Consider the following 15641-nt stretch of genomic DNA (forward strand, 5'->3'; position numbering starts at 1 on the left):
AAAAGATAGGAGCATTTTACTCCTACCTTTTCGTGTATTCTTTCGCAAATAATTATGCAGTAACTGCTTCTAAAGCTTTAACAATTTTCTTAGTTAAGTCAACTACACGAGCAGAGTAACCCCACTCATTGTCGTACCAAGCAAGTACTTTCACTTTGCGAGTACCCATAACCATCGTTAACTGACCATCAATTGTAGAAGAATACGTTGTTGTGTTGTAATCAGTTGAAACTAATGGTTCCATTGTGAAGTTTAAAATTCCTTTTAATGGACCTTCACTTGCAGTCTTGAATGCATTATTTACTTCTTCAACAGTGACATCTTTTTTAAGATCAACAACAAGATCTACCAGTGATACGTTTGAAGTTGGAACACGTAATGCCATTCCGTGCAATTTACCTTTTAATTCAGGTAATACTAGTGATAATGCTTTAGCAGCACCTGTTGAAGTTGGGATGATGCTTTCTGCACAAGCACGAGCACGACGTAAATCCTTATGTGGATTATCTAGGTTCTTTTGGTCATTTGTATATGCGTGAACAGTTGTCATTAAACCATTCTCAATACCAAATGTATCGTTTAACACTTTTGCTACAGGAGCTAGACAGTTCGTTGTACAAGATGCATTCGAAATCACATCGTGCTTATCAATATCCAACAACTCATCATTTACACCAATAACAAGTGTGATATCTTCATTTTTTCCTGGAGCAGTCAAAATAACTTTTTTTGCACCAGCCTCTAAGTGCATTGCTGCTTTTTCACGATCATTAAATTTTCCTGTAGCTTCAATTACAACATCAACACCTAATTGTTTCCATGGTAATTGCAATGGATCACGTTCACTAATTAATTGAACTCGTTTACCATTTACAATCAAAGCGTTCTGTTCTGCTTCAACTGTTCCTTCAAATCGACCATGATTTGTGTCATACTTAATTAAATGTGCTAAGGTTTCTGATGGATAACTTGCATTTATTGCAACAATATTTAATTCATCTTGAACAATTGCTTGGCGGAAAACCATTCGTCCGATACGGCCAAACCCATTAATAGCTATAGAAACTGTCATTATTTATAAATCCTCCTATATTTTGAAGTTATTATTTTTAATAGATATCTCTTAATTAGTATAACACATTTATCTAAAAGGTGAACACATTTTATCTACATTTTAAAAGTTTCTATATTCAGATAAATTAGAAATTTATTAAACGAAGCCCCATAACACTGGATTTATATAACCTATAGTAAAAGTTTCTCCTTTCTAGACTCGATTATTCAAAAATAATAAAAAGGCCGACTTTTCAAAGTCGGCCAATTGTATAACATATTTAACTAAATAATCCACCTAAAGTACAAAAAAATGTACAATTGCTAAATAACATTCCATTTACGTAAGATCGTTTCTAATTGCTTGTCAGTTTCTTCAATCGTTCCATTGTTATTAATAACAGCATCTGCTCCTTGTTCTTTCACATGGAGTGGTAATTGTGATTGGATTCGTGCTTTAGCATCCTCTTCAGTCAATTGATTTCGTTCCATTAGACGATTCAATTGTATTTCTTCCGATACGGACACGACTAATATTTTCTCTACAAAATGCTGAAGTTTACTCTCAAACAATAATGGGATATCCATAATCACTGTTTTTGACCCATTTTCAATATGCTCGTCACGTTGACGAAGCATTTCTTGTCGTATAGCTGGATGAATGATACTGTTTAACTCTTTTCTTTTTTCTTCATTGTTAAAAATAATGGAACCGATTTTTTGACGATTCATAGCTCCATCTTCAGTTAAAGCTTCCTCACCAAATGTCGCTACAATTCTTTTTAAAGTTGGAGTTCCTGGTTCCACCACAAGTCGTGCTACTATATCTGCATCGACAATCGGAAGACCATATTCTTTCAGCATTTTAGCAACGGTACTTTTTCCGCTTGCAATACTACCTGTTAAACCAATAATCATTCCCCTAACCACCTTTTAATGCTGACATTTCGGACAATACACCGAAGTACGCCCGCCGATTACTAATGATTTTGTAGCTGTATTACATTGAGGGCAAAACTTCTTGCCATACATTTTTAAACGGTTTTGCATCCCACCAGCTTCTCCGTTTATATTGCGGTAATCCGAGATTGTAGAACCACCCATCTCAATACTTTCCTGTAGAATAGTTCGAATGGCTTCAAATAATTCAAGTTTTCGCTTGCTACTGATGCGTTTTGTTTTCCTTGAAGGATGGATGCCCATTTTAAACAAAGCTTCTGTAGCATAAATATTCCCGCAGCCTGAAATGACTTGTCCGTCCATGATTACTTCTTTAATAGGCTTGTTCTGATATTTTGGCAACTCGCATTTTTCTATAAAGAAATCATATGCATCCGTTTCAAAAGGCTCCGGTGCCATTAGAAGAAGAGGCGGATGCTCCTCAAGCTTTTTAATAAAACGAAGCTCTCCAAATCGTCGTATATCTGAATAAACTAATTGCTCTCCAGAATCTAAAGTAAAAATTGCATGTACATGCTTACGAAACTTTTCTTCTGTAATATCACTTAAGCTTTTCACAACAAACCATGCACCGGACATCCCTAAATGATTGACGAAAAGAAACTTTTCTTCATTTTTTTCTATATGAAAATAAATATACTTTGACCGACGTGTAATCTGCTGAATATTCATTCCTTGCATTACTTCTTCAAAAAGGTGCGGCTCTATATTCTTGACAATGCATTGCTTGCCTAGACCAAAGGAGCTGTATATCGTTTTAGATAGTTCCACCTTCGTGATGGTCTTTCCTTCAACTGCAGGCACGAGTGCCCGAACAACACCTTCTACCTCTGGTAATTCAGGCATAATTCCACTTCCTTATTTTGCATCGTACCATGTATAGCCATAGTTGAAATCTACTTTTAACGGAACCGCAAGTTCAATTGCATGCTCCATTACTTCTGGTACAATTCTTTCTAAAATTTCAATTTCCTCTTTTGGTGCTTCAAAAATCAATTCATCGTGTACTTGCAATAATAGTTTTGACTTTAAGCCTTCTTCTTTTAAGCGAGCGTCCATATCTATCATTGCTTTTTTAATAATATCTGCTGCACTTCCTTGAATTGGCGTGTTCATGGCAGTACGCTCTGCAAAACTACGCAGGTTAAAGTTTCTGCTCGTAATATCTGGTAAATAACGGCGACGATTTAAGATCGTTGTTACATATCCCTTTAACTTCGCTTCCTGCACAATTGTATCCATATATTCTTTTACACCCGGGAAGCTTTCTAAATATTTCTCAATAAATTCTCCGGCTTCTTTACGTGTAATATTTAAACTTTGTGACAGTCCATAGTCACTGATGCCATATACAATCCCAAAATTAACCGCTTTTGCGGCACGACGCATATTCGAAGTGACTTCATCTTCTGACACATGGAATACGTCCATTGCAGTTCGGGTATGAATATCCATTCCTTCATTAAAAGCTTCCACCAAATTCTCATCATTAGACATTTGAGCCAGTACGCGCAATTCGATTTGTGAGTAATCTGCCGCAAACAATACCCATCCCTCTTCTGAAGGGACAAACGCTTGTCGAATTTTTCGACCTTCTTCAAGACGAATAGGGATATTCTGAAGGTTTGGATCTGTTGAGCTTAATCGACCCGTTGAAGTTAGTGCTTGTTGGAAGCGAGTATGCACCTTGCTATCCTCGCGATGAACCTCCTTAATAAGTCCTTCGATATAGGTTGATTTTAATTTAGCTAATTGACGATAATCTAGGATATATTGAACGATTTTGTGCTCGCTTTGCAGCTTCTCCAGGACATCAGCAGCTGTTGAATAGCCTGTCTTTGTTTTCTTTACTACAGGCAGACCTAATTTTTCAAATAAAATAACACCTAATTGTTTTGGAGAATTTATATTAAATTTCTCGTCTGCAAGCTCGTAAATCTCTTTTTCAAGAGCTGAAATTTTCTGTTCCAAATCTTCACCCATTTTTTCAAGGGTCGGAATATCAACTTTGATTCCTTTGCTTTCCATTGCGCCAAGAATCGATGCAAGTGGAAGCTCTAAATCATAATAGAGCTCGAACTGTTCATTTTCTTTTAACTTTTCTTCAACAATCGGCTGTACTGACCAAATAGCAAAGGCTTTACGGCTGACATGCTCAGCTAAATCAGATTCTGTTGGAACCGTCCATTTTGCGCCTTTACCATAAATCGTTTCATTTGCTTGGACATCTGTATAGCCGAACTCTTTTGCAAGCGTTGCAATATCATCACCTGAAATCGCAGGGTTTACAATATACGATGCCAGCAGCATATCAAATTCTACTCCACGTAGATTGATACCTACACGGTTTAAGATAGCTTGAGCTGCCTTGCTATCCGACATGTATTTTTTCTTTGTTTCATCTTCCAGCCAGCTTTTAATGGTTTTATTTTGCTGCATTGCATCAAAGGAAAGATAGAAGGTTTTTTCTCCATCTGTAAAGGCAAAACCTAAAACACGGCATGTATGGTAGTGTTCATTTTCAATCTCAACATGAACGGCCATTACATCCTTTAACATATCCTCCGTCACTTCTTGTACAATGTCGAAGTGTAATTCAGCTGTTTCTTTTACCTCTACTTGGAAGTCACTTTTTTCGATTAATGATTTAAAAGAAAGCTCCTGCCATACATTTAAAAGCTCTTCTTCATTTGGACCTGGATAGTTCAAATCCTCGAGTGTAATATCAATTGGTGCTTCCGTGAAAATAGTCGCCAGTTTTTTTGAAAGCTTTGCTTGCTCTTCATTTTCAACAAGCTTTTCTTTCATTTTGGACTTTTTCATATCTTCAATTTTTTCATATAGGGCTTCTACAGAACCGTATTCCTTTAATAATTTTATGGCCGTTTTTTCACCAACGCCCGGTACACCTGGAATATTATCTGAAGCATCCCCCATTAAACCTTTCATATCGATAATCTGAAGGGCAGAGAGTCCGTACTTTTCTTCAATATGTGCTGGCGTATATTTTTCAATATCCGTCATCCCTTTACGTGTAATATAAACGGTCACTTGATCGGTAGCTAGCTGTGTTAAGTCTTTATCACCAGAAACAATAATGACATCCATCTGTTCGTTTTCAGCTTGTTTTGCAAGGGTGCCAATAATATCATCCGCTTCGTATAGTTCCTTTTCATAACGCTTGATTTGATAAGCATCAATCAACTTTCTTATATATGGAAATTGCTCGGATAGCTCTGGTGGAGTTTTCTGACGACCGCCCTTATATTCTCCGTATGATTCATGACGGAAGGTTGTTTTCCCCGCATCAAAAGCAACAAGCATTTTTGTTGGTTTCTCTTCTTCTACTATTTTTTGAAGCATTGTAGTAAATCCATATACAGCATTTGTATGAATTCCACTGTCGTTGGCTAGTAGAGGCAACGCAAAAAACGCTCGATATGCCAAACTATTTCCATCTAGTAATAACAATTTTTCTTTACCCATTAAACGCTCTCCTTCTTAATCACACAAGTCTTTGTTTAAATATAAATAATCTCTATTTAACTTTATCCTTTCGTCGATCTTTTTTCCATTATAAAACACGTATCAGTCGAAATTACGACCAATACGTGTTGAGATAGAACATCCTGTCAAAAATTTCAACTATGAATTTTAGGAGTTTGATTGTTTGATAATTTTGGGTAGAAGATTTCTTCGTAAATAACTGTTAGTAAAAACGCATTCATAAAGGCGAATACTAAATAAAGCGGCATACCCCCAAGATCATGTACCATTAAGTTTCGGGCAAATACCTCAACAAATCCTACTTGAGTGAAGTAAAAAATCATCCCTACACCAACCTGCCATATTGGTCGCTTATCTTGTCTCTTTTCAAATCTTAAGACTTTTTTGAAGCTATTTCGTACATCCTCTACAATGAGAAGTGAAAGACCCAACATAACGATAAATAAAACTGGTATATGTATTACCTCAACTTTTAACCATTCGTATGGTGTTGCTTTGAAAATAGAGGTAATTGAACAAGACATTATGAATGCAAGAAGTATATTTTGAATCATCTGATTTACTTTGTGCAACATCCATTCCTCTTTTCACTTAATTTACTTTTATAGTACAACAGAAATTATATTAATAGATAGTAGTAAATTATGTATCTTTTATACTATTTTTTGATATTTATTTGATAAAAAACATAAAAAGGTATAACCGAAAAAGCTTAATAGGTTATACCTCTTATCAAATTTAATTTACTTTTATATTGGTATAGCAGCATTTTCCGCCTTCAAAAGCATAAAATCCCCACATACCATGTAAAAAGGTATCATCTTGTACGGTCAATAGATGCTCATCATTTATATATAAAGATAAATTATTATCTATCGCTTTCACTTTTAAATGATACAACTCGCCATGTTTCCATTTATAGTCTGTTGAGGCTAAAACAGTTGTATCAAAATTCTTTCTACCAATAGATACTTTATCGGCAGAGTCAAAACCTGCATAATAGAATTGCTCAGTACCTAGTGATCGAAATAGAATTCCATGAGAATTCCCTTTTTCAGGACTTATTTGTGCTTCAATGACAGCATCTTCCATGTAATAATGCCCTGTAAAGCTCGTGCAATTTTCATTACTTTCCATTTGCATTTTTGCTTCTTCCAGAAACCAATTTCCACGCTGATGAGCAAATGGTGTCACACAATTAAACTCAAAAGCTTGTTTTTTAAAGTCAATTTCATAAGAAGGCCTACCATAGATTCGAAACTCATCTAAAAAAATTTTACCAAATGCTCTTTCTGTTCGTGAAGAGTCCGAATGTATCATCAGACCCACTTCTTCTATTAAATCACCTTTTGTATCGGGAACTGTAAATTCAATCGTTTGCCAAATATTATTTACAATTATGGGTTCCTTTGTTTTCATTATTTTCTTATCAGAAGTAGTACGCACATACGGGGTTAAAACAATCGCTTTCCCATGTAACCTTTCTATCCTTACTTTCATGGAAACCGTTTGCCCGCTATAGGCAGTTGGCGCAAAGGTTGGAGAATATTTTTCATCCATAAAAAGATTTCGCCGGTAAAAGGTTCTATAAAATACGGTCGAAAGATCTCCTTCGTACATCCTTAATACAATAATTTCTAGGGAACCGCTTGTGGAATACCCTTTGTTTTCTGAATTACGCATAAATGTTTTAAAAGGGTAGCTCGTGTGGAATCCATGAGTTGAACCTGGTAATGTAAAATCAAAATAGATTTCCTTTTCTTTATAACTTTTTACCAAGTCAGTAGGTGGCTCTTCATTCGCTTCACGATAGCCTAATAGAGCCACTTGTTTTGCAAATGTAGGTAAATCCACAATATTTAAATATCCTGAAACACTCGATGCAACAATTGAATCGTTTATTGGCTTTCGATAATTAGGAGCAATTCCATCAATCCCATTTAATGCTCCTACAATTGAACCTACAGTACCTGCATTACAATCGGTATCCCAGCCACACATTGTAGCAATTTCAATTGTGCGACTAACATTTCCTTCACCGTATAAAAGAGCTAGAATACAAACCCCAGCATTTGGAATGATATGGCAAATTCCGCCATACTTATCGTATCCCCATTCGTCTTCTAGAAATTGGCGACAATCCCGGAAATTATTTGGGTTCTTTTTATGAAAATCAATTACTGCATGAACCACCTTTGCAAACGTACTCTCTTCTGGGATCTGCTTTAAAGCTTCAGTGATAATCTCAAGTACATTATCTTTACCAAACGCTAAGGCAATACAGGCGGCTATAAAGCGAGCCCCGAAAATCCCGTTTCGATCGTGTGAAACACTTGCTGCAATTTCTGCATATTCTGCAGCTTTATCAGGATTATTAGGGAAGATCAAACCAAAGGAATCAATAAAAATTTGCCCTCCGATTTGTTCTGCGAGTATTTCTCCATTTTGCTCAATCGATCCAGAGCGTGGTGCTGATATGCCTTTTTTCAAATTTAAATAAGCTGTATGCTCTGTACTGACTTGGTCGCCTCCCCACCAAATCATTCCTCTTCCTTCCCTCAAATAATTTAACCAGGTTTTCGCGACGTCCTGCACTTCTAATTTACGGTCCTTTGCGTGATCTAATAATGCTCTTATAAAAAATATGGGACCGTTTGCATCATCATCAGCTGAAAAAACATTATATTCTTTTAGATAGTCTTTAATCTCTCCAAAAACATCTTGAATCATATCCGATGTCCATTCAGGCGGTTCGACTGGTGCACCTAATCGTATGCCTGCGTTCATGGCTAATATACTTGCATATACTTTTTCTAAATAATTTCTTGGGATCATCATATGGCCCCCCCATTAATGCCCAATAATTCCTTCCTGTTTCCGAATGATTTGTAAATCCTTTTCAATAATCTGTTTTGCTACCGCCGTAAAGGTAGTGGCTTCTTTGGCAAAATTAATTTGATTTGTCCTAGAAAGTATGTCTACGTCTTCCTCTTTAATATATTTCGTTCCATACATCGCCCCCAAAATCACTCCCACCATTACACCGATTGAATCTGTATCTCTTCCAGAATTTATACCATCCAATATGGATTTATAATATTCACCATCGTTGTATACGATAAAGGCTAAGGCAAGCGGTAATTCTTCAATAGAGAATAATCGGCTGGGTGTATAATGATTCGACGGAATTCCAATCTTCTCAATTTTTCGGTGCACATCATCACCCATTGGCGAAAAAGGTGCAATACAGTCATGTAAGATTGTTACCAACTCATCATAGGAGCAATTGTGTTTTTTCAATTCTTTTGCTTTGTTTGTAAGCGCTATTATTGCTTGTTTTGTGCCATCCTTTGCTAAAGCAATAGCCGTTTTGACAACATCTTCCACTGAACTATTCGGAGTAAATGCACATGCCACACATGCTGCCAAAACGCCAGCTGCTTCAAGTCCATAGCTTACTTGATGACCCGAAGCAAATGCTATTGCTTCATTATATGCAGCGAGTGGATTTCCTGCGTTTACAATTCCAATGGGGGCCATATACATCGCTGCACCACAGTTCACCATATTCCCCATTCCACCTTCACGGGGTTCACAATTTGCGAGTACATGGCGCAGGAAAATATGCTTTTCTGGATAAAATAAACGGTCTAATATATGAGCGTCGCGATCAAATTCAGGAATAAATGTTTTGCGAAATGCAATTTCTTTTGTGAATTCATTGGCTAAATCATAGGCATCTAAATGACGTTCTTCCTTCTTATATACACGACAAAGGGCAAGGGTCATTAGGGTATCATCTGTAATAATCCCGTTGCCGCGTCGTTTTCCAAGTGTTGCCTCTTCTCCTAACGCTTCTTTATACCACTGTGTTTTCAAAGTGGTTACATAACCATATTTTTGATCAATCTCTTCCCGGGACAGTTTTTCAACTGGAGCACCGAGCGAATCGCCCAGTGCTGTTGAAATTAAAACACCTTTTACACGATCTTCAAATGAAATCATTCATAACAGTCCTTTTATTTAATCGTTTCATTCGCTAACTTTGTAATGTCTTCGCCACCAGCTGAATACCACTCTTCTACAAAAGTATCAAACTCATCAATCGACATTTTTCCTGTTATAATATCAGCCGCATATTCTTTATATAAATTTTCCATTGCATCCCATTGGCTAAAATATTCTTCCGGAATTGTGAAGTCATTATCTGCCACATAAGTATCAACTACTGCATTTGTAGATGCTTGACCTGGAGGGCTTAATAATGGTGTTTCAGAACTCAATGGTGTTTCTAGATTTACAGTTTGCGGCTCCCAGAAGCGAGAAAACCATTCAGAGTAAAACTTATCTGTTAACACAATCTCGTTATTTTCAATATTGTATTGCTCCCCTTCATACCCTAAAAGATCGAATTTCATCCCTTCAGGACTAGCTAGGAAATCCAAAATTTCAAATGCAATATTTTTATTTGCAGATTGCGACGAAATCGCAAGTCCACGCGGCTCTTTTGTAACGCTCGTTGCGGCATAGCCAGATGAGACACCCGAAGCACTTGGTAAGACAGTTAACTGAGCACTTTCTCCATTTACAGCTACTGTGCGAGTGTTATATAAATCAATTACTTTTCCATTTGTACCGACAATTACTCCTGCTTTGTTAGTATAGAAATCATCTTCTTTTACATCCCATTGTTTCGTCAAATACTGTTTATCTAGTAATCCATCTGCGTAAAGCTTTGCATAGAATGCCAGTTTTTCTTTTTCAGCATCAGATACTTTTTTGTACACATAGCCTCCATTCCCATCATCTAACCAAGTGGAAGTAACACCAAATGCCCGATTAAAAATGAAATCCAACTCGGCAATATCACCAGCGACCGTTATCCCATATTCTGACAATCCTTTATCAACCATCTCTTGGAAAAAGGCTTTATAATTTTCAGGAGTGGGATTTGCAAGTAAGCTTTCCGAAGCTGTCAGTTGATCTATAAAATCGGTACGGACAACCGGCACTTTATGATTGATTGGTTTTACCCAGAGCAAATATGGATAATTTTCCAATCTTGTTACATTGTGTTCATATAAAATATCCTTTAAATATTCTGACCCCTCGATATAAGGCGTCAAATCCTCCAACAACCCTTGAGCGGCAATTTGCTCATCACTTCCTTGGAAATAGATAATGTCAGGAATCTCACCGCTATAAAGGAGTAAATTTAGTTTTTCAGCATAATCACCCTGGGCAATTTCAACAATATTAAAATCTATATCCAGGTCTCGATGTTCTTTTAATGCTACTTCTAAAGCATCATAATATTTCACTGAGGCCTCACTGGAAGGACCGTCATCTTTATATGCTATCGTAATGACTGTTTTTCCATCCTCGGTTACTTCTGGTTCAGCAATACCCTCATCACCTTGATCACTACAAGCTGCTAAAAGAACCGCAAAAACTCCAAGAAACAATAATCCAAGTAACTTTTTCAACCTTTAACCCCCCATTAGATGTTTTTTCTTATTCCTTCACTCCACCATCCATAGTTCCCTTTGTAAAATACCTTAGAATTAGTGGATAAAGTAATAACATAGGAATGACAGCAACTACAATCGTTGCTGATTGCAGAGAGCCAAAATCAAGGGTTGCCAACAGTTCAGGAGTCATCCCCTCTACTCCTTTTAATAATGTTGTATTGTCTTGCGTAACAACGAATTGCCTTAATACAACCTGAAGAGGCCACTTATTTGGATCCGACAAATAAATAGTGGCACGGAAATATTCATTCCAATGATATACGCCATAGAACAAGGCTAATGTGGCAAGGGCAGGCTTTGAGAGCGGCAACATAATTTTCGTAAATATTCGAAAATGTCCGGCCCCATCAATTCTTGCAGCTTCCAAAATACTATTAGGTACCTCCTGGAAGAAACGCATCAAAATGAATAAATAATAGACATTAATTGCTTTATAAAAAATGACTGCCGCATATGAATTCAATAAGTGCAAGTCCTTCATTAGCAAATATTCCGTAATCATGGATGGTTCAAATACCATAATGGCAATTAGTACAACTAGTACAATCCGCTTTCCAACAAATTCGGTTCGCGCGAGAACATAGGCTGTAATCGCAGTTAAAAACAAATTCAATAAGGTCCCTACAATGGTGATAAAAACTGAGTTGAATATGCTTTTTAATATAAATGGATTGGACATAATAATTTCATAGTTAATCAGTGAAAATCCTTTAGGCAACACCCCGAGTCCTGATAATTCATTGACTCTAGCAGGATCTGATAGGGATATCGCGAGGATATTTAATAAAGGAATTAAGACAGCTAATGTAAATAAAAATAGAATAAATTGAATAATCGCCCTTGTCATGCCAAATTGCCCCATCTTAATCCCTCCTTTACCATACGCCTTTTCCAGTTAATCGTTTTGATAGGAAATGGGTACCTAAAATCAACACCAATCCAATAACACCTTTAAACAAGCTGGCTGCTGTTGCATAGGAATACTGACCATTTAGAATACCGATTCTATAAACATACGTATCTAAAATATCGATTACACTTAAAACGGAATCATTCATTAAGTTAAATACTTGGTCAAACCCTGCACTCATAAAAAAGCCTAAATTTAATATAAACAAAGTGACTACTGTACTCATAAGTGCTGGTATGGTGATATATCGCATTTGTTGAAAAGTAGAAGCTCCATCGATACGGGCTGCTTCATAAAGTGAGGGGTTAATTTTTAGAATAGCTGCCAAATACAATATGGAATCCCATCCCGCACTCCTCCACATTTCTGAATACACAAGCACCCAACGGATATGCTCCTTACTTGTCATATAATCTAATGTAGGCAATTGAAAGAAATTTCGAATGACATTTACTCCTCCATTTACTGGGTCAAGCAGTGTAATCCAAATACCTGCTATTACCACCCATGATAAGAAGTGAGGTAAATAAGAAACAGATTGAACATATTTTCTAAATGGACCAAAACGCAATTCATTTACTAGAAGGGAGACAAGAATTGGAATCGGAAAAATAAAAATTATCTTCATCGTACTGATGATTACGGTGTTCATCAGGACATCCTTGAATGCCGGAGAGCTAAATAACTGTTCAAAATGCTTCATTCCGACCCAAACATTTTCTCCTATAATTCTGTAATCTTGAAAGGCTAATTTCATATTAAGAATGGGAATTATATGGAATATCACAAAATAGAGCAATCCAGGTAATAGCATTAAATAGAGTATCCAATCTTTTCGAAGCCGTTTGATGCTACTATTTTTTCTCATCCCCTCACCCCTCTCTCAAAAGACCTTCCCTCTAAAGCTCCAGATTCATCAATGGGGCATGCTGCTGTGCGCCATAAACATCCCTGTCTCCTGGACTCCCGGAGGAAATTTTTCTTGCTATGGTTATTTTTATGCCAAGAGCTTGATCGAAATATACGAGATGATGGATATCTGCAAGGGACAAATTATAAATTTCAGCAATACTTTCTTTTGAAATAATCCCCGAATTCTTTACTTCCTCATAAGCTTTTTTATCATCAAATAAGACATCTAAAGTAATTTCAAATGGACCAGCATTTTTACTTCGAAGAATTTTTGCTTTTTCAACTAATTTGACCATTATCACACCTCCATTACTTCCAAAAGAAAGGGGTCCTGAGTAATGCGCATTAAATGATAGATAGAAAATTCATAAACGGGGCCAAACTCGATATCACTTGGAGCAAATGGAAAAGCTAAATTTCCTGCCGATGATTTACGTCCCTCATAGCCATAATGTAAAAAGGTAGAACGGACATTGGCACAAATTGAATTGGCAAGTTCCTGCGTTTTCGCTAATACCTCGAACATAGCCCCAATTTCATGCCCTAAGAAGGGGCTAGGCTCTTGCTCACCTAAAACTGCATCCTTCCCATAGTGATAAAAGTTTACTTGGTAATCCTCTTCAGAAATCTCTGTAAAATAACTTCTTACTTGCTGAAGTACTTCTTCTTCAACAGCTTCTAATCGTTCAATCAACAATGGGTCACGAATACCTGCGATGACAAATGTACGATACGCCACTTTTCGAGCACCCTCCAGCTTGATTCTTACTTCTTCATCTCTTTTATATTGACTGTTTCGAACCTCGATTACGCCCTCTTCTATCTCATTAAATTCACAGTTTTCTAGATTTAATGTAAAACCTGGTCCAAGTAATATAAATGGATGCTCTTTTTCATAAAAAGTGTGAGCCGCCACACTTGTCGGTGTACATTGACGAATTGGATTCAAGGCTTGAACCGTAAAAGAATCTTTATAAAGCGTACCGAGTATACTGTCCTTTGTCGTTCCGGGCTCCGCACATAAAGCACCGCACTCTAATATTTTTCCTAAATGATAAGATAAACCAGGATCCATCCCATGATAAATACCTAAAGCAGCAAATGGTGAAGGATCATAGCTTCTGCCACATAATATAATGTCACACCTTTGTTTTAATGCTTTTAAGATGGGTTCATGCCCCATTTGTGCCACAATGGTTTTTGTCTCTAAAATCTGCTGTATAGTAAGTTTAGGGATATTAACACTTAATGGCGTAATGCGTCCTTCCTCTAGTGCATCGATAATCATTTGTTGTTTAAAATCTGCCCAAATAACACCGATCCTAGCGTGGGTGTTTTGTTCAGCTAAAATTTCCTTTACAACTTCAATCGTTAGCTCAACATGCGTTTTGGCACCTGCTCCCCCCGCTGACCCTATAATTACTGGAATCCGATGCTTTAAACCATTTTCAAGGATGATGGACAAATCTTTTTTTAAAGCACGGCGACTCACAATCGATACATTCGCACCTAATTTATGTGGACCGGCATCTGTAGAACCAGCATCAACCACTATTCCATGAATTTTCTCATGAAAAGCATTTAAAAAAGATTGTTCAGGAAATCCATATCCGAGAATGCCACAAGGAGATAGTATTTTTATGCTTTTTTGCATCAATTCCCTCTCCATTTCTTTACCTATTTTGTAATCGGTTACACTTAGGACAAGTTACATTGTATCAAGTCACTTTTTTAATACTGTGTGTTTATTTTATTATTGATAACCTTTTTTCAACTTGTGCTAATGTAGGCATTCCACTTTGCGCCCCAATTTTCTCTATAGAGATGGAAGCTGCAATATTGGCAAATTGCAAAGCCTCTTCAAGAGAGAAACCCTTTGAAATCGCGTAAGCAAATGCACCATTAAACGTATCGCCTGCTCCAGTTGTATCAGTTACTTCACCCTTATATCCTGACACAAGTACCAGCTTCTTCCCATTGTGATAACAAACTCCTCTATCCCCTAATGTTACAATGACTTTGTTTGGATACTTTTCGATCATTCGGTCAACCTTCTCACCAAAAATTGTTTCAAACTCATGTTCATTTGGGGTTAAGTAGTCCACTAACTCTATCCACTCCGGCTTAAAAAAACTAGCTGGTGCAGGATTGAGAATTACTTGAATTCGATTTTCCTTACATTTATTTAGTGTGTATTCGACTGTCTCAATTGGAATTTCAAGCTGCATGACAACTATGCTACTTTTATTTATATGCTCCCAATGTTCATCAATCACCTTTGGAGTTACTTTTGAATTTGCACCAGGAACAACAAGAATTCGATTATCTCTTTCATGCAAAATAATATTGGCTATGCCTGTCGAAGTGTTAGCTCTTTTTAAACAATTCACATTTACATTTTCTTTTTCCAATTTTGTAAATAGAACTTCTCCAAAAGAATCGATGCCTACCCTTCCAACCATTGAAACCTCACCATCTAGTCTTGCAATGGCTACTGCTTGATTGGCTCCCTTTCCTCCCGGATTCATCTCAAAATAGGAACCTAATAGTGTTTCTCCCTTTTTTGGGAAAACATCCGTACCGACAATCAAATCCATATTTATACTTCCAATGACTGTGATCATCTTTATCCCCTCTCGTCGTACCCCCATACATAGTTTGATAGAAATTCTATTAAAATCGGCAAAATAAGATAGAAATGTAATCGAATCTCCATGCATAAACTAACCGTATATTCGCTCGGTAAGATATCCATCAACCCAAATGAC

Annotated in this window: 13 protein-coding genes; all 13 read right to left on the bottom strand. The window is 36.9% G+C overall.

The annotated features are described in order from the left end of the window. Positions 1-52 precede the first annotated feature (52 nt). The 13 genes from C1N55_RS13950 to rbsK all read right to left on the bottom strand — a co-directional run bounded on the left by C1N55_RS13950 (position 53) and on the right by rbsK (position 15497). Positions 53-1072 carry a glyceraldehyde-3-phosphate dehydrogenase gene (locus C1N55_RS13950; protein ID WP_137729403.1) on the bottom strand — a complete coding sequence of 340 codons (1020 nt, stop codon included), beginning with the start codon at positions 1070-1072 and terminating at the stop codon, positions 53-55. 305 nt (positions 1073-1377) lie between these two features. Then, positions 1378-1971, bottom strand: a complete 594-nt coding sequence (coaE, locus tag C1N55_RS13955) for a dephospho-CoA kinase (protein WP_137729404.1) — start codon at positions 1969-1971, stop codon at positions 1378-1380. A 15-nt stretch (positions 1972-1986) separates the two neighbouring features. Further along, on the bottom strand, positions 1987-2859 hold the full coding sequence (gene mutM / locus C1N55_RS13960; RefSeq protein ID WP_137729405.1) for a bifunctional DNA-formamidopyrimidine glycosylase/DNA-(apurinic or apyrimidinic site) lyase: 873 nt from the start codon (positions 2857-2859) through the stop codon (positions 1987-1989). Between the two features lie 12 nt (positions 2860-2871). Further along, positions 2872-5499: a DNA polymerase I gene (polA, locus tag C1N55_RS13965; protein ID WP_137729406.1), complete on the bottom strand. Its 2628-nt coding sequence runs from the start codon at positions 5497-5499 to the stop codon at positions 2872-2874. A 155-nt stretch (positions 5500-5654) separates the two neighbouring features. Beyond that, complete coding sequence (locus C1N55_RS13970; protein ID WP_240758304.1) at positions 5655-6092, bottom strand: DNA polymerase I; 438 nt, start codon at positions 6090-6092, stop codon at positions 5655-5657. 166 nt (positions 6093-6258) lie between these two features. Beyond that, positions 6259-8358: an ADP-ribosylglycohydrolase family protein gene (locus tag C1N55_RS13975; RefSeq protein ID WP_137729408.1), complete on the bottom strand. Its 2100-nt coding sequence runs from the start codon at positions 8356-8358 to the stop codon at positions 6259-6261. A gap of 12 nt (positions 8359-8370) precedes the next feature. Beyond that, complete coding sequence (locus C1N55_RS13980; RefSeq protein ID WP_137729409.1) at positions 8371-9525, bottom strand: ADP-ribosylglycohydrolase family protein; 1155 nt, start codon at positions 9523-9525, stop codon at positions 8371-8373. Positions 9526-9539: 14 nt separating this feature from the next. Next, positions 9540-11006 (bottom strand): extracellular solute-binding protein, encoded by a 1467-nt coding sequence (locus C1N55_RS13985; RefSeq protein WP_137729410.1) that lies wholly within the window; start codon positions 11004-11006, stop codon positions 9540-9542. 28 nt (positions 11007-11034) lie between these two features. Beyond that, entirely contained in the window at positions 11035-11913 is an 879-nt protein-coding gene (locus C1N55_RS13990) for a carbohydrate ABC transporter permease (protein ID WP_137729411.1), read from the bottom strand. A gap of 13 nt (positions 11914-11926) precedes the next feature. Next, positions 11927-12829 carry an ABC transporter permease gene (locus C1N55_RS13995; protein WP_137729412.1) on the bottom strand — a complete coding sequence of 301 codons (903 nt, stop codon included), beginning with the start codon at positions 12827-12829 and terminating at the stop codon, positions 11927-11929. Positions 12830-12860: 31 nt separating this feature from the next. Continuing rightward, positions 12861-13169 carry a DUF4387 domain-containing protein gene (locus C1N55_RS14000; RefSeq protein ID WP_137729413.1) on the bottom strand — a complete coding sequence of 103 codons (309 nt, stop codon included), beginning with the start codon at positions 13167-13169 and terminating at the stop codon, positions 12861-12863. A gap of 2 nt (positions 13170-13171) precedes the next feature. Continuing rightward, positions 13172-14527, bottom strand: a complete 1356-nt coding sequence (locus C1N55_RS14005; protein WP_137729414.1) for an acyclic terpene utilization AtuA family protein — start codon at positions 14525-14527, stop codon at positions 13172-13174. Positions 14528-14618: 91 nt separating this feature from the next. After that, entirely contained in the window at positions 14619-15497 is an 879-nt protein-coding gene (gene rbsK / locus C1N55_RS14010; RefSeq protein ID WP_137729415.1) for a ribokinase, read from the bottom strand. Positions 15498-15641: the final 144 nt, after the last annotated feature.

Source organism: Lysinibacillus sp. SGAir0095 (genome assembly GCF_005491425.1).
GTDB lineage: Bacteria > Bacillota > Bacilli > Bacillales_A > Planococcaceae > Ureibacillus.